This window comes from Burkholderia aenigmatica, assembly GCF_902499175.1.
In the GTDB taxonomy this organism is placed as follows: domain Bacteria; phylum Pseudomonadota; class Gammaproteobacteria; order Burkholderiales; family Burkholderiaceae; genus Burkholderia; species Burkholderia aenigmatica.
On record NZ_CABVQC010000078.1, the window covers coordinates 15,942 to 42,276 of the forward strand.

Genomic DNA, 26,335 nt, shown 5'->3' on the forward strand with positions numbered 1-26,335 from the left:
CGGGCCGGCCGGCCACGGTCGCGTCGCGGCGTGGGCCGGTCATCGTTTCGCAACCCGCGAGAAACAATGCCGGATCACGCGAACATTTCCCGGTACCCGAGAAACAATTCCTCGAATACGAGCCGCGCGTTGAGCGGATGGTTCTCGACCGTCCGCTGCCGCGTCACGGCCTTCATGAAGCGGGCGAACGCGTTCGCATCGACCGCCTCCGCGCAACGCGCGAGCGCCGCCGCGTGCATCGGGAAATAGCGCGGCGCGCCCGCCATCCGCTGGGCGAGCAGATCGTACAGCCAGCGCTGCAGCCAGCCGAGCACCAGCGGCACCGGCAGCTTCTGCAGCGTCTCGCCGCACGCGAACGGATCGCAGGCCGCACCGGCCGCGAGCTGCCCGAGCGTGTAGTCGCGCAGCGGGCGGTTCTCGTCGCTCGCGAGCGCCAGCGCGGCGAGCGGCGCGCCGCCGGCCTCGGCAAGCAGCGCGGGCGCATGCTCGACACCCTGCGCGGCCAGCCAGGCCGCGGCCGCGTCGGGCGCCGGCACGGCCATCGGCCACTGCCGGCAGCGGCTGATGATCGTCGGCAGCAGGCGGTCGATGCGCGCCGACACGAGCAGGAACACGACGCCGGACGGCGGTTCCTCCAGCGTTTTCAGCAACGCGTTCGACGCGGCGACGTTGAGCGCCTCGGCCGGATACAGCACGACGACGCGCGCGCCGCCGCGGTGCGAGCCGACCCCGCAGAAGTCGAGCAGCGCACGCACCTGCTCGATCTTGATTTCCTTGCTCGGCGCCCGGGTCTTCTTGCCGCCTTCGTCCGAATCGGCCGCCTTCGCGTCGTCCGCGGCGCCCGGCGCCTCGCCCGCCAGCGCCTCGGGCAGCACGATCCGGTAGTCCGGATGATTGCCCTGCGAGAACCAGGTGCAGGCCGCGCAGGTGCCGCACGGCTCGCCGTTCGGCTGCGGCGATTCGCACAGGAAGCCCTGCGCGAGATGCTGCGCGAACTGCAGCTTGCCGATCCCGGCCTGACCATGCAGCAGCAGCGCGTGCGGCCATTGTGCACGCAACTGCTGCAGGCGGTTCCAGTCGTCGGTCTGCCACGGATAGATCATGTGGTGCGTTCCTTGCGAATTACAGCGCGGCGAGCACGCGTTCGAGCTGCTGGCGGATTTCGGGAATCGTCTGCGTCGCGTCGACGATCGCGAAGCGGTGCGGCGCCTCTTCCGCACGCCGCAGGTATTCGCCGCGCGTGCGCGCGAAGAACGCGTCGGACTCGCTTTCGAACTTGTCGGGCATGCGCGCGGCGCCGCGGCGCTCGCTCGCGACCTGCGGCGCGACATCGAACAGCACCGTCAGGTCGGGCTGGAAGCCGCCCTGCACCCAGCGCTCGAGCGTCTCGAGCTTGTCGCGCGGCAGCCCGCGGCCGCCGCCCTGGTACGCGAACGTCGCATCGGTGAAGCGATCGGACACGACCCAGTCGCCGCGCGCGAGCGCCGGCTCGATCACGAGCGCGAGATGCTCGCGGCGCGCGGCGAACATCAGCAGCGCTTCCGTCTCGAGATCCATCGGCTGGTTCAGCAGGATCTCGCGCAGTTTCTCGCCGAGCTGCGTGCCGCCCGGCTCGCGGGTGACGACGACCTGCCGGCCGGCCGCAGCCAGCTTGCCCTGGAGGCGTTCGCAGAACCATTGCAGGTGGGTGGTCTTCCCCGCCCCGTCGATGCCTTCGAACGTGATGAATTTACCGCTCGCCATTATTGACCTCGTATGTACTTGTCCACGGCCTTGTTGTGGTCGCCGAGCGTGTCCGAGAACACGCTCGTGCCATCGCCTTTCGCGACGAAATAGAGCGCGCTCGTCTGTGCCGGATTGATCGCCGCCTGCAGCGCGGCCACCCCCGGCAACGCGATCGGCGTCGGCGGCAGCCCGCGTCGGGTGTAGGTATTGTAAGGAGTGTCGGCCTGCAGGTCGCGCTTGCGCAGACGGCCGTCGTACGCGTCGCCGAGCCCGTAGATCACCGACGGATCGGTCTGCAGCGGCATGCCGATGCGCAGCCGGTTCGCGAATACGGCCGCGACGAACGCGCGATCGGCCGCGTGGCCCGTTTCCTTTTCGACGATCGACGCGATCGTCAGCGCTTCGTAAGGCGTCTTGTACGGCAGGCCCGGCACGCGTGCAGCCCAGGCCTCGTCGAGACGCGTCTGCATCAGATGGTACGCGCGCCGGTAGATGTTCAGGTCGCTCGTGCCCTTGTCGAACAGATAGGTGTCGGGGAAGAACAGCCCCTCGCCGCTGCCGCGCTGCACCGCGCTATCCGACGCGCCGATCGCGCGCAGCAGCTCGGCGTCGCTCATGCCCGCCGTCGCGTGCGCAAGATCGGGGTTCGTGTCGAGCTCCGCGCGCATCCGCTTGAAGGTCCAGCCTTCGATGATCGTCGCGACATACTCGTTCACGTCGCCGCGCGCGATCTTCTGCAGGACCTCGTAAGGCGTGATGCCGGTCTTGAATTCGTAGTTGCCGGACTTGAGCCGGCTCGACAGCCCGAGCACGCGCGTCATCGCGACGAAACCGAGCGGCTCGACCGGCACGCCGCCGCGCTTGAGCTGCAGCGCGACGCTCTTCACGGTGCTGCGCGGCTTGATCGTGACGTCGAGCGATGCCGAACCCAGCAGCAGCGGCCGGGTTGCCCAGTAATACCCGCCGCCCGCGCCGGCAGCGGCCACAACGACGGCCAGCGCCACGATCGTCGCGGCGCATTTCTTCAGTAGGGACATGGAAACGTGACTCAGGTAAGACCCATATAATACTTGCTCGCCTTCGTCAAAGTCAGGGTTGACTGTTCCCTCATTCCATGAGCACATCGTTCGTTTCACCGGCTGCCCAGGCCGCACCTGCCTCGCTCCCCGTTTTCTCCCGCCCGTCCGCCGCCGATTTCGACGCGCCGGGCGCCTGCATGCCGCTGCCGCAGTTCGGCGTGATCGACGTGGCCGGCGACGACGCCGCAACGTTCCTGCACAGCCAGCTCACCAACGACATCGAACATCTCGACGCCGCGACTGCGCGGCTGTCCGGCTATTGCTCGCCGAAGGGGCGCCTCCTCGGCTCGTTCCTCACGTGGCGCGCCGGCCACGGCGTGCGCCTGCTGGTGTCGAAGGACGTGCAGCCCGCCGTGCAGAAGCGGCTGTCGATGTTCGTGCTGCGCGCGAAAGCGAAGCTGACCGATGCAAGCGACGCGCTCGCGGTGGTCGGGTTCGCAGGGGACGTGCGCGACGCGCTGTCGGGCATCTTCGACGCGCTGCCGGACGGCGTGCACGTGAAGGTCGACGGCCCGGCCGGCACGCTGATCCGCGTGCCCGATGCGGCAGGCCGCAAGCGCTACCTGTGGATCGGCCCGCGCGCGGAAGTCGACGCACGCATCGCCGCGCTCGGCGATACGCTGCCGGTCGTGTCGCCGGCCGTATGGGACTGGCTCGACATCCGCGCGGGCGAACCGCGCATCACGCAGCCTGCCGTCGAACAGTTTGTGCCGCAGATGGTCAACTTCGACGTGATCGACGCCGTTAACTTTCGCAAGGGGTGCTACCCGGGCCAGGAAATCGTCGCGCGCAGCCAGTACCGCGGCACGATCAAGCGCCGCACCGCCCTCGCGCACATCGCCGGCGAGACCGATACCGTGCATGCCGGCGTCGAGCTGTTCCACAGCGACGATCCCGGCCAGCCGTGCGGGATGATCGTCAACGCGGCGGCCGCGCCCGCGGGCGGTGTCGACGCGCTCGTCGAGATCAAGCTCGCCGCGCTCGACAACGGCACGGTGCACCTCGGTTCGGCCGACGGCCCGGCGCTCGCGTTCGATACGCTGCCGTACGCGTGGCCGACGGAAGCGTGACGCACTGACAACCCGTTCGCGCGCCGGCTCGCGAGTCGCAGCCGGCGCACGACGTTTCCTGCGAGAGATTCGCCCGATGTGTCTGATTGCCTTCGACTGGCAGCCCGATGCCGCCGCCGGTCCCGTCTTTACCCTCACCGCCAACCGCGACGAGTTCTTTCGCCGGACCAGCGCGCCGCTCTCGTGGTGGGAAGATGTACCGGGCGTGCTGGCCGGCCGCGATCTCGAAGCGGGCGGCACATGGCTCGGCGTATCGCGCGACGGCCGTTTCGCCGCGCTGACGAACTACCGCGCGCCGTTCGACATCCGCGCCGGCGCGCCGACCCGCGGCAAGCTCGTGTCCGATTTCCTCGGCGGCCCGTCCGTTGCGCCGCTTGACTACCTCGGGCAGCTGGCCGAGCATGCGGCCGTCTACAACGGCTTCAACCTGCTCGTCGGCGACTGGCGGCGGCGTGAACTCGCGTGGTTCTGCAATCGCGCGCCCGAAGGCGAAAGCAGTGTCGCCGCACCGGTCGCGATTGCGCCCGGCGTGCATGCGCTGTCGAATGCGCGGCTCGATACGCCCTGGCCGAAAGTGGTGCGCAAGCGCGCGGAACTCGGCACGCTGCTCACCGACAATCCGACCCCGTCGCTCGACGAACTGATCGTGCTGATGCGCGACCCGCATGTCGCGGACGACGACGCGCTGCCGCACACGGGCATTCCGATCGAGCGCGAGCGTGCGCTGTCGGCCGCGTTCATCGAGACCCCCGAATACGGCACGCGCGGCACGACCGCGCTGCGCGTCACGATGAAGGAAGGCGTGCGGCTGACGGTCGAGATCAAGGAACGCTGCGACGACGACGGCTCGCACCGCACCGTCCGCCCGGGCACGTTCGAGCGCGCGTTCACGTTCGACCTCGACGCGACCCCGCCGCGCTGAGCGCACGAGCGGGCGCCGCGCTACGGCGCGCGCGCCATCTCGACGTGCGGCACGCCGGCTTCGACGAACGGTTCACCGACTGCCGCGAAGCCGTGCCGCAGGTAGAACGACACGGCCGAATCCTGCGCATAGAGCCGCACGACGATTTCACCACGCAGCCGCGCCGCATCCAGCAGCGCGTTCAGCACGGCTGACCCGACACCCTGCCCGCGCGCGTCGGCCAGCACCGCGACGCGGCCGATCGTGCCTGACGGCAGCAGCCGCCCGGTCGCGACCGCACGGCGGACGCCCGTCGACGCATCGATCCGGTATGCCACCGCATGCAGCGACAGCAGATCGTCGTCGTCGAGCTCCCATTCCGGCGGAATCTGCTGCTCGCGCACGAACACTGCGTCGCGGATCCGCGCGGCGTCGCCGCCCAGTGCCGTCCAGTCACCCGTTTCCACCACGCCGTCCGTCATCGCTGCTCTCCACGCGGCGCGCTCGCCGTCAAGCGCCCGTCGTCAAACGTCGTCGAATGCGGCTTTCAGCGCCGCGACCGCGTCGGCATGTGCAGCCCGTACCTCGGGCACGTAGCCGCCCATCTTGAAGAACTCGTGGATCATTCCCGCGTAGCAGACCAGCGTGACCGCGTTGCCCGCTGCACGCAACTTCTCCGCATAGGCAGCACCCTCGTCGCTCAGCGGATCGTATTCGGCCGTCGCGATCCACGCCGGCGCGACGCCCGCGAACGACGGCGCGTCGCGCGTGCCGTCGAGCGGCGCAAAGCGCCAGTCGTCTCGGTCCGCCCGATCGCGCACGTATTGTGTGAAGAACCACTGGATCGTGTCCTGCGTCAGCAGGTAGCCGTTCGCGAGCCGTGCGTGCGATTCGGTGTCCTGGAAGCCCGTCACGCCCGGGTAGATCAGCATCTGCAGCGCCAGGCGAATGCCTGCGTCGCGCGCGAGCACCGCACAGACGGTCGCGAGCGTGCCACCCGCGCTGTCGCCACCGACCGCCAACCGTTCGGCATCGATGCCGAACGTGGCGGCCTCGCGATGCAGCCATTGCAATGCGTCGTCGGCGTCATGCACGGCGGTCGGGAACCGGTGTTCGGGCGCGAGCCGGTAGCCGACCGACAGCACCGCACACTGCGCATCGTGCGCGAACATCCGGCACAGTGCATCGTGCGTGTCGACGCTGCCGACCGTGAAGCCGCCGCCGTGGTAATAGACCAGCGCGGGCAGCGGCTCCGCCAGGCTCGGTGCGACCGGCAGGTACAGCCGCGCACCGATCGTGCGGCCGTCGCGCGTCGGCACGACGCATTCCTCGACCGAATGCATCGGCGCCGGCGCGACGTCGAGGATCGGCGCGCTCTTCTCGTACGCGGCGCGCGCCTGCGGCGGCGTCTGGTGATGGTAGGACGGACGTTTCGCACGCTCGATCATGTCGAGCACCTGGGCGATCTTCGGATTCAGCGGCATCGGTTGAGGACGGCGTCTGCGCGACGCCGTGAACGGACAAGCGTGCATGATGCCATGCGCGCGTCGTGCGAGCGTGGCGTGCCGCGCGTTTCGAAATTCCGGTGCGCCAATGCGCTCCATAAAACAAAACGGCCCTGCCTGTGAAGAGGCAGGGCCGTGCGTCCGGGCGCTTACGCGTCGCTCGGGCCGGGCTGAGCGTCCGGCGCCGTGCGCGAGCGTTGCCGCTTGATGTCGCGGCCCACTGCGAGCCGCCGCATGTACTTGAACGTACCGAGCGCCTTCGCGACGAAATTGCCGTCGCTGTCGCGCACTTCGCCTTCGCAGTAAGCCATCGTCGTCGAGCGATGCATCACGCGCCCGTAAGCGCGCAACTCGCCGCGCCCCGGCTGCATGAAATTCACCTTCATCTCGACCGTGACGACGCCGATACCGTCGTCGGTCAGGCTGCGCGCCGCCATCGCAAGTGCGATGTCCGCGAGCGTCATCGTCACACCGCCGTGCGCGATGCTCCATGTGTTCATGTGCCGCTCTTCGAGCGGCAGCACAATCTCGCTTGCGCCGTCCTTCGCTGACACGAGCTGCACACCGAGCATGTCGACGAACGGGCTTTCGATCGACGGGCCGTCCGTCGGGGTTGCCGCGTCGCTCATCGTGCGCTGTCGACGATGTAGTCGACGCACTCGCGCGACTCGGCCACCGCGACGACGAATTTCTTCACTTCCTGGTGAACCGGGTGCACCTGGTAGGCGTCGAGCGCGGCCTTGTCCGTGAAATCGGACACGAGCACGATGTCGGCGGTGGCGTCGAGGCCCGGCGTCGCCACGCCGACGTCGATCTGCAGCGTGCCCGGCACGAGGTCGCGGCAGCCTTCGAGCTTTTCCTTCAGCTTCAGCGCGTTCTGGGCGCGCGTCGCGCCTTCGGCCGATTCCTTCAACTTCCACATGACGATATGTCGGATCACTTCGGTTGCTCCTGTTCGTTCTGGTTCGGCGACTTGCCTGTCACCCTTGCCAATCGGGCATCTTACGCCCTTTCCCCGTTTGCTCGCGTTCGCTGGAAATTGCGTCCGGTCGAGAAAGGTGCGGGTAATAAAGCGGGTATCGTTTCGATCACCCGACGACGATACCGGCTTTTTCACCGTGCCACTTGACGACATCAAGATCCGACAAGCAAAGGCAGACGACAAGCCTACCAAACTTGCCGACTTCAATGGACAGGATCCGTTCGGTGAATCCGCCCGGCTCCAGGCTCTAGCGATACAAGTACAGAATTGCCGGGATGGAGAGTCTCTTTGCTATCGGCGAATGTCGAGGCACCAGCCCTCAAGACGCGCGCGGCGAAGACCGTGGCTCCACTTCCGTGGCAAATTCGGTGAGCGATGCCCACCTGCCCTGCGCTACAACCGTCAACGACTTGAACCGTCACGTCGAGCGGCCGAATCTGCACCCGAAGCATCCCCGTCATATAGAATGGTGCGCTTTGCCCGTACTCCTATGTGGTTCAAGAACCTTCAGCTTCATCGTCTTCCCGCACCTTGGGCCGTTACCCCCGATCAGATGGAAAAATGGCTGGCGTCCCACGCGTTTCAGCCGGGCAACAGCGTCGAGATGCAGAGCCACGGATGGGCGTCGCCGCGTGACGACGGCGCGCTCGTGTATTCGATCAACCGGCAGATGTTGCTGACGTTTCGTGCCGAGAAGAAGCTGCTCCCGGCGTCGGTCGTCAATCAGGTGACCAAGGACCGCGCGCTCGAAGTCGAGGAGCAGCAGGGCTTCAAGGTCGGGCGAAAACAGATGCGCGAACTCAAGGAGCAGGTTACCGACGAACTGCTCCCGCGCGCATTCACCATTCGCCGCGATACCCGCGTGTGGATCGATACGGCGAACGGCTGGCTCGTCATCGATGCGGCGTCACAGGCGCTTGCCGACGACGTTCGCGGCCTGCTCGTCAAATCGATCGATCAGTTGCCGCTCGCCAGTGTTCAAGTGGTGCGTTCGCCGGTCGCCGCGATGACGGATTGGCTGTTGTCCGGCGAGGCGCCGGGCGGATTCACCGTGGACCAGGACGCCGAGTTGCGCTCGAGCGGCGAAGGCGGCGCCACGGTGCGATACGTCGGCCACGCGCTGGAAGCGAACGACATGCGCCGGCACATCGAGGCCGGCAAACAATGCATGCGCCTTGCGATGACCTGGGACAACCGGATCTCGTTCGTGCTGACGCCGTCGCTGACGATCAAGCGCGTTACGCCGCTCGACGTGATCAAGGAAGCGGCGGATCCGACCGCGCAGAACGACGCTGAACGCTTCGACTCGGATGTCACGCTGATGACCGGTGAATTGGGGCGGATGTTCACCAGTCTCATCGATATCCTGGGCGGCGAGCAGCGCGACTCGGTTCCTCAGGCGGCAGCAGCCTGAACGCCGTCGGCGGCCGGGAAACCTCGCCCCCGCGACGGCGAGGTTCGAGCCGGCGCGACAGTTCAACGAGGACTGCCGTCGCCCTGTCGGAGGGTCGCGACCGGGCGCTCGCGCACGGTGCCCGATTCTTCTCCGTGTCGCCCGCCGACGCGAGGATCCCGCTCGCGACCGCCGGCAGCCAGCCGACCGAACCTACCGGCTCCAATGGCCGGTATCCCGAGATTTACACATCCGGCTCCAGGCACGCTGTTCCCGTCAGCGCACGAGCGCCGAGACTCACTTGATCAGTCGCAGCACATCGCGAAAACGCGGATGACGGCTGGAGCCCAGCCATTCGAACCCGATCATCTCGACCGTCGCGATTTGCGCTCCCGCCGCCCCGAGCCGAGCGATCCCCGCGTCCCGGTCGATCGTCCTGCGCGACCCCACCGCATCGCTGACCACCGTGACCTCGCGGCCGCTGCGCAACAGCCCGAAAACCGTTTGCAACACGCACACGTGCGCCTCGCAACCGGCGACGATGACGCTATTGCGCCCTGCCGGCAATGCATCGACCAGGCCCTCTGCGCACGCGTCGAAATGGTCCTTGACGACGGTGTGCGAGCACAGCTCCTTGATTTCCGGTACGTTCCGGCCCAGCTGGACGGGGCTCTGCTCGGTACCCATCACCGGCACGCCGACTATCTGCGCGATACGGGCAAGCCGGACAGCCTGCGCGACGACGGATACCCCTTCGTGGATCGCCGGCATCAGCCGCGTCTGAAAATCAACCAATATGACCACTGAATCGTCGGGCACGTGTAGCACGGCACATTCTCCGGAGTGAGAGCGACGTCAACCACCATCGACCATCGATGAAGCGCCGCTCTGTCGCAAAATCGTCAGTCCCGCAAACACGGATATCGAATCGCATCGAGGATCGACTGCGTCAATTCGGTAAACGGAGGCACGCCCCGAGCCTACCAAACTTGCCGACGCCGTTGGCGCGATCGCAGGAGCGTCGATTGCTCACCGCTCCGTATTGCCGAATTCACCGCATTCCGCGCCTTCCGTTTGCGCCGCCCGAGACACGGCGACAGGCAAACCACCACGATTCAATCCCGGCTCGTAATCAATCGCCAATACGGACATCAATTGCCAATCTATTTTTGCCAAAATCGATAATCAGCGCACCTCCATGCCCTCATGAATTCGCATATTTTACCGACCCGACAAGCAATAATTGCAACCTCATTCCAAAGCATTATTCGAAAACCCTAAAATCATTATTGACTTCGACTTTATTCGAACTTTAGAATCCCCTACGACGGCTTACATTTCGTTTTTCACGCCGCACACACACCAGCGCCGGTACTGTACCGAGACGCCAGCAGAGAAGTTTTCCGTGCCCAGCCGGGGCATCGCCTCCTTTTGTTTTCAATTCCGGCATTAACCGCCAACCGGTTATTTCTCATTCAGTTCGCCTCAGAATCACGTCCTGATTAATTCCATCATTTCCAGGAATTATGCAATACCGGACGCAGCAGACCGAGCCCCCGCTCATTCGATAATTCCCATAAAAATCGCCAGTCATCAGGAGGGACATCAACATGCATCGCCTTGCGAAGTCGCTGTGTCTCGGATTCATCTGCGCCAGCCTGCTCGCGGCCTGCAACGACGACGTCACATCGAGCAGCCCGCCGTCGAACACCGAAGCGCTGTCGTTCCGGATGGACACCGGCGGCCAGATCAACGCGTTCTACCGGCAGGACAAGGTCGCCGCGCACCTGCTGGTGCGCTCGTCGATGAAACCGCGCCTGCTCGTGGTGTTCCCCGCCGGCAACAGCGGCACGGGGCTGTGGTTCGACGACACCGCGCAGCCGGTGAACTGGAGCCTCGACACGCCGCCGTCCGCGCTGTCGGCACCCGACACGCACGGCCGCCCGCTGTACGGCATCGGTGCCGACGTGTCGGTGGACACCGACACGCTGACGATCCGCCAGGGCGTGCTCAGCAACGTGCGCTTCCTGCGCGACTTCAACGGCGGTGCAACGATTCCGCAGCAGATCCTCACCGTGCCGACGGTCCAGGGCAACGCCGCGCAATGGCAACGCGACCGGATCGACGGCGCGCCCGGCTATTCACTGCGCATCACGCTGCGCGACGGCGGCAGCATCGCGCCGGCAGCGGGCGGCAAGCTCGTCCTGAGCGCGCCGGCGGGCTCGCACACGCTGCGGCTGCATGTCGATGCGCTGTCGGGCGAGACGCCGTTGTCGCCGATCACGCGCGCCGACCTGCTCGCGCCGTCCGTGAACCCCGACCCCGTAAGCCAGAACGTGCTTGAGTTCCTGAGCTTCCACGACAAGCTGCTGGCCGGCTCGTGGCAGTACGACACCTACTTCGGCCGCGACACGCTGATCTCGGTGCGCATGCTGATGCCCGTACTGGAACCCGCGGCGATCGAGGCCGGCCTGTCGTCGGTGCTGGGCCGGCTGTCGGCCGATGGCAAGGTCGCGCACGAGGAAGGCATCGGCGAATTCGCGCTCGTTGACAACCAGAAGAACGGGCGGCCGAACGATCCGACGCCGACCTACGACTACAAGATGATCGACAGCGACTACCTGCTCGCGCCGATCGCGGCCGCGTGGCTGATCGACGATACGCGCGGCCAGGCCCGCGCGGCCGCCTATCTCGCGCAGCGCGGCAGCGACGGGCAGACCAATGGCAGCCGCCTGGTCGTCAACCTGCTGCACGTCGCAACGACCGCGCAGCCGTTCGCGCAGCAGCCGTCGGTCGCGAACCTGATCCACCTGCGGCCCGGCGAGATCGTCGGCAACTGGCGCGACAGCACCGACGGGCTCGGCGGCGGCGTCTATCCGTATGACGTGAATGCCGTGCTCGTGCCGGCCGCGCTCCGCGCGGCGAACGCGTTCCTCACGCGCGGCCTGCTCGACCCTTACCTGGATGCCGGACAACGCGCGACGCTCGCCAACACGGCGAACCAGGCGGCCACCTGGGAAACGCAGGCACCGTCGCTGTTTCAGGTCAGCGTGCCGGCCGCGCAAGCGGCCACCGACGTGTCGGCCTATGCGCCGTCTGCGGGCGTGCCGGCCGGCGCCGCACCGGGCAGCCCGCTGGCGTTCTACGCGCTGTCGCTCGATCAGCAGGGCAACCCGATTCCGGTGATGAATTCGGACGGCGGCTTCGCGCTGCTGTTCGGCACGCCACCGGACAACGAGCTTCAGCGGATCGTCACCGACGTCACGCGGCCGTTCCCGACCGGGCTCGTGACCGATGCCGGCATGCTGATCGCGAACCCCGCGTATGCAAGCCAGGCGCTGTGGCCGAAGTTCACCAGTTCCGCGTATCACGGCACGGTGATCTGGTCGTGGCAGCAGGCGATGTGGGTGGCCGGGCTTGATCGCCAGCTCGCGCGCCAGGACCTGTCGGTCGCGATGCGCGCGCTGCTCACGCAGGCGCGGCAGACGATCTGGCAGGTGATCTCGAACGGACGCGACATGCGGACGTCGGAAATGTGGACGTGGTCCTACGTGAACGGCAAGTACCAGACCGATGCGTTCGGCACGCGCAGCGCGGACGCGACCGAGGCGAACGCCGCACAACTGTGGAGCACCACGTATCTCGCGATCCGCGATCCGCAGCAGCGCACGGGCAAGTACTGGTGGCAGGCGTCGCAGCAGATGCAGGACGACCGCACGCCAACCGCCAACGCGGTCGCGTCGCGATAGCGCGCCACGCGTCGAGAATCCCCGAAGCCCTGGGGCGTTTTCGCGCCCGGGGGTTCGATATGGATGCCATTCGTTTCGCCGCGGGCGATCCACGATCGTCAGCGTGGCTCAACGATGGCGCACACCGCTTCCGCGCATCGCGCCGGCCCCATCACCCTGTCGCGCACGAACCGGCACGACACCGCGCATTCGGCGACAGCGAACACGACGCCGACGACGGTCAGGATCAGGACGGCGAACCACCGCTCGAAAAATCCGGGGAATCTCATGCCCTCCGCCGGATTGGCCGGATCGTCATAGAGCCGGACCTTGTCACCGGGGTCCGCATTCGGCGACGTCGTGGCGAGTTGTCCGGCCACCTTGACGACCTCGCCGCTCGCAGTGATGAGCCGATAGACGGTCCGATAGTGGCCGATGTCGTAACCGCCGCGCGAAACACCGGCGACAACGGCTTCGGCGGCCGTCATCCGGTGAGTGGCCGAACTCGACGAATAGATCCGGACGGCCGCACTCGCCAGCAGCACGACGCCGACCAGCAGGAACCCGGTCACGCGCCGGCGTGCGGAAGCGCGCGTGCCACTTCGGCAGGATAGGCGACGTCGTGCCCCCGTATCACTGCCCCGCCGGCCCGGCCTGATTCAATGCGCAACGGAAACCCAGCTCGACTTCCTTCTTGTCGGGCAGCTCGCCGCGACGATCGATCACGAGCCGCACGCGGCTGTCCGTTCCGTTGCGCACGCTGCGCAATGTACCCGTCGCGGGCCCGCGCGGATTCGCTTTCGGGCTGTGGCTGTAATAGTTCTTGTCGAACCAGTCGTACGTCCATTCGCGTCCGTAACCGAACACGTCCGACATGCCGATGGCGTTGTCGCCATAGGTACCGACCGGACGGCTCACCGACGGCATGGGGCTCTTGTCCTGCCCCATGCGCACAAGGGCGTCGTCGAGGTCCGTGAGACCGTATTTGCCGTCGACGACCGGGACTGCCTTGCTCGGAATGACCCAGAGTTCCCCGCGCGAGCGCGCCGCGTACTCCCACTGCGCCTCGGTCGGCAAATCCACCGGCGCGTTCAGTTCCTTGCCCAGCCACGTGCAGAAATCGCGGGCCTGCTGCCACGTCACGTCACCGGCAGGAAAATCGGGGAATCGAAACTGGAAGTTGAAACCCGAGTCGGTCAGGATCGACGGCAAATGATTGGCGCGCGTATAGATGTCGTACTCCGCGTACGTGACGCGATGCTTGAGGATCGAATAGCCGTCGAGCGCCACGTCGTGCGCCGGCGCTGCGCCTTCGTTCGCCGAATACGGCAACTTCTCGGCGGACTTCTGCGGGCCGAAATCGCCCATCAGGAACGTGCCGCCGTTGACGGGCACCCACGCCCTGGCCATGTCGCGACGGAAATCGGCGAGCTCCGTTTCGGCCGGCACCGGCAACGACCTAAAGTAATCCTGAAGAATCCGGATAGTGTCGTCGTGCACCTTGCCAAACGTCCACTGGACGACCACGCTGATGTGCTCCCACACATCCTTCGGCGGCGACGGTGTCGTGATCTCCCGAATCAGCCGTTCCTTGTCCGGCGGCGCCTTCGTATCGATCGCAGCCATCGCGGCAGATGACACAAGCAATGCACCGCCGATCAGCAACCCCTTCGATTTTCCTCGCATCGACTTCCGCCAATCACTCATCAATCCCGACCTCACCGTTCATAGACGCGTTCAGCTCTGCGTCGTCAGGCCGCCATGGTACCGCTGCCGGCCGTCGGCGTGGAATCGAGCCATGCGGCGCTCGTACCCACCGGCATCGCAGGTTCGTGTGTATCGCTGAACGCGAATCGGTAGCCTGGGGCCGGCTCGTCGCGCTGGTGGCGCTCGATCGTGACGACCTGCCCCATCCCGATGAAACCCCCGATCGTGTGCCGGGCAAGCTGCGCGTCGCCTGTTTCAGTGAGGTTCGGAGGGACGTACTGGAAAATGTCGCTCGGCTCGTTCGTGATTTGCGCGGACAACACAACGCGTTCGATCTCGTCGGCTGCGTCCTGACGGCGTTCGTCCAGGTTGCTGCCGATCCGCTGTAGCGCATATCGGATTTCGCGTCGAATTTGGTCACGCCCATCTTCGGCTGCACCAACGCAGGAACGTTGGGCTTCGCGGGCACCCCCTTGATCTGCTGGACGTCATTGCGCCCGAGCGTGAATTCAAGGCCGACTTCGGCCAGCAGGCTGCCACCGCACGATGCTTCCGCGCCACATAGTCGCGGATACGTTGCCGGCGCCTGTTGAGATGAGAATCACGTGAAGTCGCGCAAGCGTCATTCACTAGCCGGGACCTGCGGGACGATCAATCACGGATAGCGATATCCGCTCACCGCGCGACGACCCGGTTCCGCCCTTCCCGCTTCGCCTGGTACAACCGTTCGTCGACCACGCGCAGCAACGCATCGACCGTGCTGCCGTCGGCCCCGTATTGCGCGACGCCCACGCTGACCGTCACCTGCACGCGCTTGAAATCGAGCCCGAACGGCGAGCTCGCGATCGACGAACGCACACGCTCGGCTGTCATCCGCGCGCCTTCGAGCGGCATATCCGGCAACAGCGCCATGAACTCCTCACCACCGACCCGCGCGAGCCCGCCGGCCGGTCGAATCGCGTCGAGGCACTGGCGCACGACGCCGCGCAGCACCTCGTCGCCGATCTGGTGCCCGTATGCATCGTTGATGTTCTTGAAGTTGTCGAGATCGAGCGCGAGCAGGCAGAACGGCGTGCCGTCGCGCTCGGCCCGCACCATCTCGCGCTCGACCTGCGCGATGAACTGCCGGCGGTTCGACGCGCCCGTCATCGGATCGGTCGCGGCCATGTATTCGAGCTTCTGGTTCGTGCGCCGCAGTTCCTGCAGCGCGCTCTCGGTACGCGCCATCGATTCCGACAGCCGGCTCATCAGGTCTTCCTGGCTGTAGATCGCCGAGAACGAGCGGGTCGTCTGCAACGCCTGCACGACGCCGTAGCTGAGCAGGAAGAAGCCGCCCGCGAAAATCGCGTGCGCGAGCCACCACATGTGATTCCACGGCTTGCCGAGGATAAACGCGAGCGACGACAGCGCGAACGCCATGATCGACACGCCGTAGATCACCATCAGCGGCGAGCGGATCCGCCGCGCGAGCAGCACGGCGACGTTCAGCAGCGAGAACACGAGCGCGCCGCCTTCCATCGACAGCCGCGTGCCCAGCGCGCCCGCGACCGGCGAATACGCGATGTACGCCACGGCCACGTTGACGATCACGAAGAACGCGATCCACGGCAGCCACGTGCGCACGCTCGTGCGCTTCTCGATCCGATCGGGCGGACGCGAATACGACATCAGGCCCGTGAGCAGCAGGATCGACATCACGAGCCGCGACGCGGGCCCGTACAGCAGGAACAGCCAGATGTTGTGATGCGCCATCCCGGTGAACGCACCGTGCAGCGCATAGATCATCGCGAAGCCGAGAAAGCCAAGTGTCAGCCAGCGCAGCAGCGGCTCGCCGGACGACCGGTAGCACACCCACGTCACGTAGGTGACGAACGCGCCTTCGAGCGTCGCGGCAGCAATCGCGATTTCATGGAACGCGTGGCTCTCGAACACGACGTGCGGGTCGCTGAAGAACCACAGATAGGCAATCAGATAGGCGGGCAGCAACGCGAATCCGATCAGCAGGCATTTCGCGTAGAGCCTCGCGGCCGCGCTGACGACTCGCGGCGGTTCCCCGGCTGCATAGGTCGTACTCATTCGGTCCCCGGTCGGTCTGCTGCGTTGGTTCGAACCTTCGCGGCACGGATCGCATAACGCACGATCCGGCCCATCGTGCCGAAAGGCAAATGTCAGAGCAAGTATAGGTGGGGCAATTCGTTTGACAAGTAAGGGGAAACGGCATTGCCGAGCGCACGCCTTTTGCTTCCCGATTGTTTCGAATGGCGGTTCAGTCGCACCGATTCAAATCGCGGCCGCCCGCTTCGCCGAAGCGAAACCGCGGCCGCCTCGTGCCAAAGATCAGAGGATTTCGAACAGGCCGGCCGCGCCCTGCCCGCCGCCGATGCACATCGTGACGACCACGTACTTCACGCCACGCCGCTTGCCTTCGATCAGCGCATGGCCCGTCAGGCGCGCGCCCGACACGCCGTACGGATGGCCGACCGCGATCGCACCGCCGTTGACGTTCAGGCGGTCCTCAGGAATCCCGAGCGTGTCGCGGCAGTACAGCACCTGCACCGCGAACGCTTCGTTCAGTTCCCACAGACCGATATCGTCGACCTTCAGCCCCGCCTGCTTCAGCAGCTTAGGCACCGCGAACACGGGGCCGATGCCCATCTCGTCCGGCTCGCACCCGGCCACCGCGAAACCGCGGAACACGCCGAGCGGCTGCAGCCCTTCGCGCTGCGCGGCGTCGGCGCTCATCACGACGCAGGCCGACGCGCCGTCCGAGAACTGGCTCGCGTTGCCGGCGGTGATCACGCCGCCCGGCACGGCCGACCGGATCTTCGACACGCCTTCCAGCGTCGTGTCGGGGCGGATCCCTTCGTCTGCCGAAACCGTCACTTCCTTCGTGAACAGGCGGCCCGTCGCCTTGTCGGCGATGCCCGCGAGCACGGTGATCGGCGCGATCTCGTCGCGAAAACGCCCAGCATCCTGCGCGGCCGCGGCCCGCAGTTGCGACTGCACGCCGTACTCGTCCTGCCGCTCCTTCGAGATGCCGTAGCGCTTCGCGACGTTTTCGGCTGTCTGCAGCATGTTCCAGTAGATCTCGGGCTTGTGCTGGGCCAGCCAGCCTTCCTGGATCATGTGGTGGTTCATCTCGTTCTGCACGCACGAGATCGATTCGACGCCACCGGCGACATACACTTCGCCTTCGCCCGCGATGATCCGCTGCGCGGCCAGCGCGATGGTCTGCAGCCCCGACGAGCAGAAACGGTTCACCGTCATCCCCGGCACGGTCACGGGCAGCCCCGCGCGCAGTGCGATCTGCCGCGCGATGTTCGCACCGGTCGCGCCTTCGGGGTTCGCGCAACCCATGATCACGTCCTCGACGCGTGCGGGGTCGAGCTTCGCGCGTTCGAGCGCGGCCGCGACCGCGTGGCCGCCGAGCGTCGCGCCGTGCGTCATGTTGAAAGCACCGCGCCAGGATTTCGCCAGCGGCGTGCGGGCGGTCGATACGATTACGGCTTCGGTCATGCGAGTCTCCTTCGGTCCTGCTTCATGTCCTGAGGATGGGGAATGCGCTACGCCGCCGGGCGTGCGCCCGCGGACGTCACATGCGCGACGCCCGCTGCCTGCATCTGCTGCCATGCGTGGGCGAGCGACCCGTTCAGGTCGATCGCACGGCACGCATCGGTGATCACCGCGGCTTCGAAACCGGCCGCGCGCGCATCGAGCGCCGACCACGCGACGCAATAGTCGGTCGCGAGCCCGCAGCACCACACGCGCTTCGCGCCGAGCTCGCGCAGATAACCCGCGAGCCCGGTGCGCGTCGTGCGGTCGGCTTCGACGAACGCGGAATAGCTGTCGACCTGCGCGTCGCCGCCCTTGCGGATCACGAGCCGCGCATGCGGGATGTCGAGATCGCGGTGCAACGCCGCGCCTTCGGTGTCCTGCACGCAGTGCACGGGCCACAGCACCTGTTCGCCGTACGGCAGCGCGAGCGTGGAAAACGGTTCGCGGCCCGGATGGTTCGCCGCGAACGACACGTGCTCGCGCGGGTGCCAGTCCTGCGTCAGCACGACCTGGTCGAAGCGTTGCGCGAGCGCGTTGATCACCGGCACGACCGCGTCGCCGTCGGGCACCGCGAGCGCGCCGCCCGGCATGAAGTCGTATTGCACGTCGATCACGAGCAGTACGTCGTCGGTGCGTTTCATTGCGTTTCTCCGGGTGTGCGTCGCGCCGCGATCCGGCGCGTCAGCCGTTGAACCCGCGGCCGGCCTTCGCGAGCTCCGCGATCGACGGCGCGAGCTGCCATGCTTCGCCATTCGGCGCGGCCGCGTAGCGACGAATCGCGCGCTCGACGTTGTAGAGGCCGACCACGTCCGCGTACAGCATCGGGCCACCGCGCCACAGCGGGAAGCCATAACCAGTCAGGTAGACCATGTCGATGTCGGACGCCTTCGACGCGATCTTCTCCTCGAGAATCTTCGCGCCTTCGTTGACGAGCGCGAACACGAGCCGCTCGACGATCTCGTCTTCGCCGATCTTGCGCCGCTCGACGCCGCGCTCCTTCGAATACGCAACGACCATCTCGTCGACGAGCGACGACGGCTTCGCCTTGCGATCGCCCGGCACGTAGTCGTACCAGCCGGCGCCCGTCTTCTGGCCGAAGCGGCCCTGCTCACACAGGCGGTCGGCAATCTTCGAGTACTGGAGATCGGGCTGCTCGACGTAGCGGCGCTTGCGGATCGCCCAGCCGATGTCGTTGCCGGCGAGGTCGCTCATCCGGAACGGCCCCATCGCGAAACCGAATTTCTCGATCGCACGATCGACCTGTGCGGGCAGCGCGCCTTCCTCGAGCATGAAGAGCGCCTGGCGGATGTACTGCTCGATCATCCGGTTGCCGATGAAGCCATCGCACACGCCCGACACGACCGCCGTCTTGCGGATCTTCTTCGCGACGGCCATCACGGTGGCGAGCACGTCCTTCGCGGTCTGCGCGCCGCGCACGACCTCGAGCAGCTTCATCACGTTCGCCGGGCTGAAGAAGTGCATGCCGACGACGTCCTGCGGGCGCTTCGTGAACGCCGCGATCTTGTCGACGTCGAGCGTCGACGTGTTCGACGCGAGAATCGCACCCGCCTTCGCGACCTCGTCGAGCTTCTTGAACACCTGCTCCTTCACGCCGAGTTCCTCGAACACGGCCTCGACGATCAGGTCGGCGTCCTTCAGGTCGTCGTAGGACAGCGTTGGCGTGATCAGCGCCATGCGCGCGTCGAGCTTTTCCTGCGTGAGCTTGCCCTTCTTCACCTGCGCGTCGTAGTTCTTGCGGATCGTCGCGACACCACGCTCGAGCGCGTCCTGTTTCGTCTCGAGTAGCGTGACGGGCAGGCCTGCGTTGATGAAATTCATCGCGATCCCGCCGCCCATCGTGCCCGCACCGATCACGCCGACGCGGCGAATCTCGCGCAGCGGCGTATCGGCCGGCACGTCGGGAATCTTGCTCGCCGCACGCTCACCGAAGAACGCGTGCCGCAGCGCGCGGCTTTCCGGCGTCATCATCAGCGCGACGAAACCGTCGCGCTCGGCCACGCTGCCCTTGTCGAAACCATGCAGCACGCCGGCCTCGATCGCGTCGATGCACTTGTGCGGCGCGGGGAAGTTCGGTGCGGCGGCCTGCGCGGAATTGCGTGCGAACTGGATGAAACCCGCGGCGTTCGGGTGAACGATCTTGCGATCGCGCACGCGCGGATGCGGCCCCTTCTGGGCACCGACCTTGCGCGCGAACGCGACAGCCGCGTCGAGCAGGTCGCCATCGGCCATTTCGTCGAACAGCCCGCTCTTCGCAAGCTGCTCCGACGGCACGGGCGCGCCCGACACGATCATGTTCAGCGCGGTTTCGAGCCCCACCGCGCGCGGCAGGCGCTGCGTGCCGCCCGCGCCCGGCAGCAGGCCGAGCTTCACTTCGGGCAGCGCGACCTGCGCGCCGGGTGCCGCGACACGGTAGTGCGCGCCGAGCGCGAGCTCGAGGCCGCCGCCCATCACGACGCTGTGCAACGCCGCGACGACGGGCTTCGCGCTCGCCTCCACCGCACGAATCACGGTGTGCAGCGTCGGCTCCTGCAGCGCCTTCGGCGTATTGAATTCGGTAATGTCGGCGCCGCCCGAGAATGCGCGTCCCGCGCCGGTCAGCACGATGGCCGTGACCGACGGGTCCTGCGCGGCGCGATCGAGCGCGTCCATGACGCCCTGACGGGTCGACAGGCCGAGCCCGTTGACGGGCGGATTGTTGAGCGTAAGGACGGCCACGCCGTCGCGAGTCGAGTAATCCACTGCCATCTGCCTGCCTCCATGCATCGCGCGCCGGGGTGGCTGCGCTTCATTGTGCGCGGTCGAACAGCCGCATGTCCGAATGAACTGAGGCAGCATACAACGAAAAAGCACGGTCGTTCAATTTGAATTTTATTCCCGATCCGGGGACGGATCGGGCGACCGCTGCGCGAGCCGCTTCCGGCCCGGGTGCCGGCGTTACGGCTCGCAGACCGCCGTCGGCAACACGTAATCGCGGAACGTCTCGCGCAGCTTCAGCTTCTGCAGCTTGCCGGTGGCGGTATGCGGCAGCGATTCGACGAACACGACGTCGTCGGGAATCCACCATTTCGCGACCTTGCCTTCATAGAACGCGAGCAGCGCGTCACGGCTCAGGTTCGCCCCTTCGCGCGGCACCACGACGAGCAGCGGGCGCTCGGTCCATTTCGGATGCGCACAGGCGATGCACGCGGCCTCGGCCACGCCCGGGTGCGCGATCGCGACGTTCTCGATGTCGATCGAGCTGATCCACTCGCCGCCCGACTTGATCACGTCCTTGCTGCGGTCGGTGATCTGCAGGAAGCCGTCGGGGTCGATCGTCGCGACGTCGCCGGTCGGGAACCAGCCGTCCGACAGCGGCGACGACTCGCCGCGAAAGTAGTGGTCGATCACCCACGGGCCGCGCACCTGCAGCTCGCCGAACGCGACACCGTCCCACGGCAGTTCGTGGCCGTCCTCGCCAACGATGCGCATGTCGACGCCGCAGATCACGCGCCCCTGCTTCTCGAGCAGCTTGCGCTGCGCGTCGAGCGGCCGCTGCGATTGCGCCCAGTTGAGCTTCGCGAGCGTGCCGAGCGGCGACAGTTCGGTCATCCCCCATGCGTGGATCACGCGCACGCCGTATTCGTCCTCGAAAGTGCGCAGCATCGCGGGCGGGCACGCGGAGCCGCCGATCACCGTGCGGTTCAGCGTCGAGAAGCGCACGCCGGCTTCGCGCATGTAGTTGAGCAGGCCGAGCCACACGGTCGGCACGCCCGCGGAGAACGTCACGCGCTCGGCTTCCATCAGCTCGTACAGCGATTTCCCGTCGAGATCCTTGCCGGGCAGCACGAGCTTGCCGCCCGTGAGCGGCACCGCGTACGGCAGCCCCCATGCGTTGACGTGGAACATCGGCACGACGGGCAGCACGGCGTCCATCGCGGACAGGTTCATCGCGTCGGGCAGCGCGGCGCCGTACGCGTGCAGCACGGTCGAGCGGTTCGAATACAGCACGCCCTTCGGGTTGCCGGTCGTGCCCGACGTGTAGCAGAGCCCCGACGCCTGCTGCTCGTCGAGGCGCGGCCAGTCGTAGCGGCCGTCCTCCGCTTCGACGAGGGTTTCATAGCAGAGGAACGGCGTCGTGCCGGACGGCAGGTGCGCGGCGTCCGTCATCGCGACCCAGCCCTTCACGTGCGGGCATTGTGGCGCGATGGCGTCGACGAGCGGGGCGAAATTGATGTCGAAGAAGACGTAGCGGTCTTCCGCGTGATTGACGATGTACGCGATCTGCTCGGGGAACAGGCGCGGGTTGATCGTGTGGCACACGGCGCCCATGCCGCCGATCCCGTAATACGCTTCCAGATGCCGGTAGCCGTTCCACGCCAGCGTGCCGACGCGATCGCCGGTCTCGACACCGAGCCGCGCGAGGGCCTGCGCCAGCTGCTTCGCGCGGCGTTCGCAATCGCGGTACGTGTAGCGATGCAGATCGCCTTCCACGCGCCTCGACACGATCTCCGTGTCGCCGGCATGCCGTGCGGCATGAGAAATCAGCGAGGACACCAGCAACGGCATGTCCATCATCTGGCCCAGCAACGGTTTACCCATCGTCTTGTTCTCCGTGAGGATGCGAATCGGTGCTCTGCGACGCGCCCGTCAGCGGCCCCGGACGGGCGTGGCGCACGGTGCGCGCGCCACCATGCGGGCGGCGCGGCGCCGCCTTACAATATCGGCTTACCCAGAGGCGCTCAACATGTCGTTTTCCCGAAGCGAAGCCGATCCGGCTGACACTCTCCCCGACCTCGCCGCCACGCTCGGCGCACCCGCCGAAGGTGCGTTCGTCACGCTCGGCGACGCGTTTCATACGCGGCTGCCGGCCGCGCCGCTTGCCGCGCCGGACGTCGTCGGCTTTTCCGATGAAGTCGCGCAATTGCTCGACCTGCCGCCGTCGATCGCCGCGCAGCCCGGCTTCGCCGAGCTGTTCGCCGGCAACCCGACGCGCGACTGGCCCGCGCACGCGATGCCGTACGCATCGGTGTATTCCGGCCACCAGTTCGGCGTGTGGGCCGGCCAGCTCGGCGACGGCCGCGCGCTGACGATCGGCGAGCGCACCGGCACGGATGGCCGCCGCTACGAGCTGCAGCTGAAAGGCAGCGGTCGCACACCGTACTCGCGGATGGGCGACGGCCGCGCGGTGCTGCGCTCGTCGATCCGCGAATTCCTGTGCTCGGAAGCGATGCATCACCTCGGCATCCCGACCACGCGCGCGCTGACGGTGATCGGCTCCGACCAGCCGGTGGTGCGCGAGGAGATCGAGACGTCGGCCGTCGTCACGCGCGTGTCGGAGAGCTTCGTGCGCTTCGGCCACTTCGAGCACTTCTTCTCGAACGATCGCCCCGACCTGCTACGCCAGCTCGCCGATCACGTGATCGACCGCTTCTACCCGGATTGCCGCCGCGCCGACGATCCGTACCTCTCGCTGCTCGAGGCCGCGACGCTGCGCACGGCCGACCTCGTCGCGCAGTGGCAGGCCGTCGGCTTCTGCCACGGCGTGATGAACACCGACAACATGTCGATCCTCGGCGTGACGATCGACTACGGCCCGTTCGGCTTCGTCGATGCGTTCGACGCGAACCACATCTGCAATCACTCGGATACGAGCGGGCGCTATGCGTACCGGATGCAGCCGCGCATCGCGCACTGGAACTGCTATTGCCTCGCGCAGGCGCTGCTGCCGCTGATCGGGCTGCAGCACGGCATCGCCGACGACGACGCGCGCGCCGAGCGTGCGGTGGAAGACGCGCAGGCCGCGCTCGCGAAGTTCCCGGAACGTTTCGGCCCCGCGCTCGAACGCGCGATGCGCGCGAAGCTCGGCCTCGAGCTCGAACGCGAGAACGATGCCGAGCTCGCCAACAAGCTGCTCGAAACGATGCATGCGAGCCACGCGGATTTCACGCTGACGTTCCGCCGGCTCGCGCAGATCTCGAAGCACGACGCGAGCCGCGACGCGCCGGTGCGCGACCTGTTCATCGACCGCGACGCATTCGATGCGTGGGCGAACCTCTATCGCGCGCGGCTGTCCGAGGAAACGCGCGACGACGCCGCACGCGCGGCCGCGATGAATCGCGCGAACCCGAAATACGTATTGCGCAACCATCTGGCCGAAGTCGCGATCCGGCGCGCGAAGGAAAGGGATTTTTCGGAAGTCGAGCGGCTCGCGCAGATCCTGCGCCGGCCGTTCGACGAACAACCGGAGCATGAAGCGTACGCGGCGTTGCCGCCCGACTGGGCCGGGTCGCTCGAAGTGAGCTGCTCGTCCTGAGCCCCAACCCGCGCGTATCGACCGACCGATCAGGAGAACCCCCATGTCCCACGATTCCGACGACAAGACCTTCCCGTACCAGAAGGACGACGCCGAACTGCGCCGCCGGCTCACGCCGATGCAGTACGAAGTCACGCAGCACGCGGCCACCGAGCGTGCGTTCACCGGCGAATACACCGACACCGAAGACACCGGCATCTACCACTGCGTCGTCTGCAGCACGCCGCTGTTCGAATCCGGCGCCAAATTCCACTCGGGCTGCGGCTGGCCCAGCTACTTCAAGCCGCTCAACGGCGAGGTGATCGACGAAAAGGTCGACTACTCGCACGGGATGGTGCGCATCGAGGTGCGCTGCAACCACTGCGGCGCGCATCTCGGCCACGTCTTCGAGGACGGCCCGCGCGACCAGACCGGTTTGCGCTACTGCATCAATTCGGCTGCGTTAAACTTCGAGTCCCGACCCGAAAACGAATGAGCGGCGCCGGGCGGATCCGCGGGGCGCCCCACGCCGCCGCCCGATCCGCTCCAGCGGTGCCTGGCGGGTCCCTACAACGGTGAAAGGCCGCGCAAGCGGCTTTTCACGCAGCTGCGAGCGCCATGAAATTCCTGTTCGATCTGTTTCCGATCATCCTGTTTTTTGTCGCCTTCAAGGTCTGGGGCATCTTTACCGCCACCGCCGTCGCGATCGTCGCGACGCTGGCCCAGGTCGCATGGGTCGCCTTCCGGCACCGGAAGGTCGACACGATGCTGTGGGTCAGCCTCGGCGTGATCGTCGTCTTCGGTGGCGCCACCCTCGTCCTGCATGACGAGAAATTCATTCAATGGAAACCGACTGTGCTGTACTGGCTGTTTGCGATCGGGCTGCTCGCCGCACGCTATGCGTTCGGCAACAACCTGATCGAGAAGATGATGGGCAAGCAGCTCACGCTGCCGCACCCCGTGTGGGACAAGCTGAACGTCGCCTGGGCGCTGTTCTTCGCGGTGCTCGGCGTCGCGAACCTGTACGTGGTGCACAACTTCACCGAATCGCAATGGGTGAACTTCAAGCTGTTCGGCACGACCGGCGCGATGGTCGTGTTCATCATCCTGCAGAGCCTGTGGCTCACGAAATACCTGAAGGACGAGTGACATGACGGACGCCTTTCTCCACGCGTCGCCCGACGAACGCATCGCGCTGATCGAAGCGCGCCTCAACGCGGCGCTCGCCCCGCTGTCGCTCACCGTGCGCGACGACAGCGCGCAGCACGCGGGCCACGCCGGCGCGTCCGCCGGCGGCCACTTCACGGTCACGATCGTGTCGGCTGCGTTCGCGGGCAAGCCGCGCGTCGCACGGCACCGGCTGGTGTATGATGCGCTCGCTGATGCGATGCAGCGCGGCATTCATGCGCTCGCGATCGTGGCTTACACGCCCGAAGAATTCAACGAATCTTCAATCTAGTCTCATTAGGAATTCCCGATGATCCTGAAATCCCCCCGCCTGTGGGTCGCGGCGGCTGCTTTCGCAGCGGCACCGGCATTTGCCCAGAACATCGCTGTCGTCAACGGCACGCCGATTCCGAAGTCGCGCGCCGACGCCATGGTGGCTCAGCTCGTCCAGCAAGGCCAGGCCGACAGCCCGCAGCTGCAGCAGGCCGTGCGCCAGGAACTCGTGAACCGCGAAATCCTGATGCAGGAAGCAATCCGCGAAGGCATCCCGAACCGTCCTGACGTGAAGGCGCAAGTCGCCGTCGCGCAGCAGACCGTCGTGCTGCGTTCGATGATCGAGAGCTTCCTGAAGAAGAACCAGCCGACCGACGCCGAAGTGAAGGCGCGCTACGACGACCTCGTCAAGAGCGCCGGCGGCAACCGCGAATACCACCTGCACCACATCCTCGTCGACAACGAACAGCAGGCGAAGGACCTGATCGCGAAGATCAAGGCCGGCGCGAAGTTCGAGGATCTCGCGAAGCAATACTCGAAGGATCCGGGTTCGGGCAAGAACGGCGGCGATCTCGACTGGTCCGACCCGAAGGCGTACGTGCCGGAATTCGCGGCAGCTGCGCAGAAGCTGCAGAAAGGCCAGATGACCGACACGCCGGTGAGGACGCAGTACGGCTGGCACATCATCCGAGTCGACGACATCCGCGACATCGCCCCGCCGCCGCTCGAGCAGGTGAAGGCGCAGATCGCGCAGCAGCTCGTGCAGCAGAAGCTGCAGGCGTTCGAGGAAGGTCTGCGCCAGCAGGCGACCGTCAAGTAACGCCGGCACGCGCCGCACGCGCATCGAAAAGCCGCTCTTCGGAGCGGTTTTTTTATGGTCCGTGACCCGTCCTGAAATAGGTTGACACTTTTTCGCCGAAGCGAAGAGGTGCCAAGTGCAACAAGGGATCAAACGAAC

At 66.4% G+C, this 26,335-nt stretch carries 25 protein-coding genes; 10 read left to right on the forward strand and 15 right to left on the reverse strand.

Annotated features, from left to right (window positions below):
* Positions 1–74: 74 nt before the first annotated feature.
* Genes BDO18943_RS36325 through mltG form a run of 3 tightly spaced genes read right to left on the reverse strand, consistent with a single transcriptional unit; the run spans position 75 to position 2,762 of the window.
* Entirely contained in the window at positions 75–1,103 is a 1,029-nt protein-coding gene (locus tag BDO18943_RS36325; protein WP_175025974.1) for a DNA polymerase III subunit delta', read from the reverse strand.
* A gap of 19 nt (positions 1,104–1,122) precedes the next feature.
* On the reverse strand, positions 1,123–1,743 hold the full coding sequence (gene tmk, locus BDO18943_RS36330) for a dTMP kinase (protein ID WP_043188143.1): 621 nt from the start codon (positions 1,741–1,743) through the stop codon (positions 1,123–1,125).
* Positions 1,743–2,762, reverse strand: a complete 1,020-nt coding sequence (gene mltG, locus BDO18943_RS36335) for an endolytic transglycosylase MltG (RefSeq protein ID WP_175025975.1) — start codon at positions 2,760–2,762, stop codon at positions 1,743–1,745. Before mltG ends, tmk begins: the two co-directional genes overlap by 1 nt.
* A gap of 77 nt (positions 2,763–2,839) precedes the next feature.
* On the opposite strand from mltG, the gene ygfZ reads away from it, so the two are divergent.
* Together ygfZ and BDO18943_RS36345 are read left to right on the forward strand one after the other, a co-directional pair.
* Positions 2,840–3,874 carry a CAF17-like 4Fe-4S cluster assembly/insertion protein YgfZ gene (ygfZ, locus tag BDO18943_RS36340; protein WP_175025976.1) on the forward strand — a complete coding sequence of 345 codons (1,035 nt, stop codon included), beginning with the start codon at positions 2,840–2,842 and terminating at the stop codon, positions 3,872–3,874.
* Between the two features lie 76 nt (positions 3,875–3,950).
* The gene (locus BDO18943_RS36345) at positions 3,951–4,796 is read left to right on the forward strand and encodes an NRDE family protein (RefSeq protein WP_175025977.1); all 846 of its coding nucleotides are present in this window, start codon (positions 3,951–3,953) and stop codon (positions 4,794–4,796) included.
* Between the two features lie 20 nt (positions 4,797–4,816).
* On the opposite strand, the gene BDO18943_RS36350 is transcribed toward BDO18943_RS36345, so the two are convergent.
* The 4 genes from BDO18943_RS36350 to BDO18943_RS36365 form a co-directional block, all read right to left on the reverse strand.
* Complete coding sequence (locus BDO18943_RS36350) at positions 4,817–5,257, reverse strand: GNAT family N-acetyltransferase (protein WP_175025978.1); 441 nt, start codon at positions 5,255–5,257, stop codon at positions 4,817–4,819.
* A 42-nt stretch (positions 5,258–5,299) separates the two neighbouring features.
* A complete protein-coding gene (locus BDO18943_RS36355; RefSeq protein WP_175025979.1) occupies positions 5,300–6,259 on the reverse strand; it encodes an alpha/beta hydrolase in 960 nt (319 codons plus the stop codon).
* 170 nt (positions 6,260–6,429) lie between these two features.
* Complete coding sequence (locus tag BDO18943_RS36360; protein WP_046545900.1) at positions 6,430–6,909, reverse strand: PaaI family thioesterase; 480 nt, start codon at positions 6,907–6,909, stop codon at positions 6,430–6,432.
* Positions 6,906–7,220: a Dabb family protein gene (locus BDO18943_RS36365; protein WP_043188125.1), complete on the reverse strand. Its 315-nt coding sequence runs from the start codon at positions 7,218–7,220 to the stop codon at positions 6,906–6,908. Before BDO18943_RS36365 ends, BDO18943_RS36360 begins: the two co-directional genes overlap by 4 nt.
* A gap of 532 nt (positions 7,221–7,752) precedes the next feature.
* Between BDO18943_RS36365 and BDO18943_RS36370 the strand changes: the two genes are divergently transcribed.
* Entirely contained in the window at positions 7,753–8,676 is a 924-nt protein-coding gene (locus BDO18943_RS36370) for a recombination-associated protein RdgC (RefSeq protein ID WP_175025993.1), read from the forward strand.
* 276 nt (positions 8,677–8,952) lie between these two features.
* Here BDO18943_RS36370 and BDO18943_RS36375 read toward each other — a convergent pair whose 3' ends face one another.
* Positions 8,953–9,483, reverse strand: a complete 531-nt coding sequence (locus BDO18943_RS36375; RefSeq protein WP_175025980.1) for an isochorismatase family protein — start codon at positions 9,481–9,483, stop codon at positions 8,953–8,955.
* Positions 9,484–10,265: 782 nt separating this feature from the next.
* Between BDO18943_RS36375 and BDO18943_RS36380 the strand changes: the two genes are divergently transcribed.
* The gene (locus tag BDO18943_RS36380) at positions 10,266–12,404 is read left to right on the forward strand and encodes a glucosidase family protein (RefSeq protein ID WP_175025981.1); all 2,139 of its coding nucleotides are present in this window, start codon (positions 10,266–10,268) and stop codon (positions 12,402–12,404) included.
* 98 nt (positions 12,405–12,502) lie between these two features.
* Here the strand turns inward: BDO18943_RS36380 and BDO18943_RS36385 are convergent, their stop codons facing one another.
* Together BDO18943_RS36385 and BDO18943_RS36390 are read right to left on the reverse strand one after the other, a co-directional pair.
* Entirely contained in the window at positions 12,503–12,955 is a 453-nt protein-coding gene (locus BDO18943_RS36385; RefSeq protein WP_175025982.1) for a DUF3592 domain-containing protein, read from the reverse strand.
* Between the two features lie 61 nt (positions 12,956–13,016).
* Positions 13,017–14,069 (reverse strand): formylglycine-generating enzyme family protein, encoded by a 1,053-nt coding sequence (locus tag BDO18943_RS36390; protein ID WP_175025983.1) that lies wholly within the window; start codon positions 14,067–14,069, stop codon positions 13,017–13,019.
* A gap of 146 nt (positions 14,070–14,215) precedes the next feature.
* Here BDO18943_RS36390 and BDO18943_RS36395 point away from each other — a divergent pair, with 146 nt between their 5' ends.
* The gene (locus BDO18943_RS36395) at positions 14,216–14,479 is read left to right on the forward strand and encodes a hypothetical protein (RefSeq protein WP_186248604.1); all 264 of its coding nucleotides are present in this window, start codon (positions 14,216–14,218) and stop codon (positions 14,477–14,479) included.
* A 286-nt stretch (positions 14,480–14,765) separates the two neighbouring features.
* Here BDO18943_RS36395 and BDO18943_RS36400 read toward each other — a convergent pair whose 3' ends face one another.
* The 5 genes from BDO18943_RS36400 to BDO18943_RS36420 form a co-directional block, all read right to left on the reverse strand.
* Positions 14,766–16,166 (reverse strand): sensor domain-containing diguanylate cyclase, encoded by a 1,401-nt coding sequence (locus tag BDO18943_RS36400; RefSeq protein ID WP_175025985.1) that lies wholly within the window; start codon positions 16,164–16,166, stop codon positions 14,766–14,768.
* Positions 16,167–16,427: 261 nt separating this feature from the next.
* On the reverse strand, positions 16,428–17,606 hold the full coding sequence (locus BDO18943_RS36405; RefSeq protein ID WP_175025986.1) for an acetyl-CoA C-acyltransferase: 1,179 nt from the start codon (positions 17,604–17,606) through the stop codon (positions 16,428–16,430).
* Positions 17,607–17,653: 47 nt separating this feature from the next.
* Positions 17,654–18,286, reverse strand: coding sequence for a bifunctional nicotinamidase/pyrazinamidase (gene pncA / locus BDO18943_RS36410; protein ID WP_175025987.1), 633 nt, complete (start codon positions 18,284–18,286; stop codon positions 17,654–17,656).
* Positions 18,287–18,326: 40 nt separating this feature from the next.
* Complete coding sequence (locus tag BDO18943_RS36415; protein WP_175025988.1) at positions 18,327–20,411, reverse strand: 3-hydroxyacyl-CoA dehydrogenase NAD-binding domain-containing protein; 2,085 nt, start codon at positions 20,409–20,411, stop codon at positions 18,327–18,329.
* A gap of 189 nt (positions 20,412–20,600) precedes the next feature.
* Positions 20,601–22,244: a 3-(methylthio)propionyl-CoA ligase gene (locus tag BDO18943_RS36420; RefSeq protein WP_175025989.1), complete on the reverse strand. Its 1,644-nt coding sequence runs from the start codon at positions 22,242–22,244 to the stop codon at positions 20,601–20,603.
* 145 nt (positions 22,245–22,389) lie between these two features.
* Between BDO18943_RS36420 and BDO18943_RS36425 the strand changes: the two genes are divergently transcribed.
* From BDO18943_RS36425 to BDO18943_RS36445, 5 genes are all read left to right on the forward strand, one after another.
* A complete protein-coding gene (locus BDO18943_RS36425) occupies positions 22,390–23,958 on the forward strand; it encodes a protein adenylyltransferase SelO (protein ID WP_175025990.1) in 1,569 nt (522 codons plus the stop codon).
* Between the two features lie 43 nt (positions 23,959–24,001).
* Positions 24,002–24,433, forward strand: coding sequence for a peptide-methionine (R)-S-oxide reductase MsrB (msrB, locus tag BDO18943_RS36430; protein ID WP_175025991.1), 432 nt, complete (start codon positions 24,002–24,004; stop codon positions 24,431–24,433).
* Between the two features lie 122 nt (positions 24,434–24,555).
* Positions 24,556–25,086 carry a septation protein A gene (locus BDO18943_RS36435; RefSeq protein WP_043188089.1) on the forward strand — a complete coding sequence of 177 codons (531 nt, stop codon included), beginning with the start codon at positions 24,556–24,558 and terminating at the stop codon, positions 25,084–25,086.
* A 1-nt stretch (position 25,087) separates the two neighbouring features.
* Entirely contained in the window at positions 25,088–25,396 is a 309-nt protein-coding gene (locus BDO18943_RS36440; RefSeq protein ID WP_043188087.1) for a BolA family protein, read from the forward strand.
* Positions 25,397–25,414: 18 nt separating this feature from the next.
* Entirely contained in the window at positions 25,415–26,197 is a 783-nt protein-coding gene (locus BDO18943_RS36445; protein ID WP_175025992.1) for a peptidylprolyl isomerase, read from the forward strand.
* The last annotated feature ends 138 nt before the right edge of the window (positions 26,198–26,335 follow it).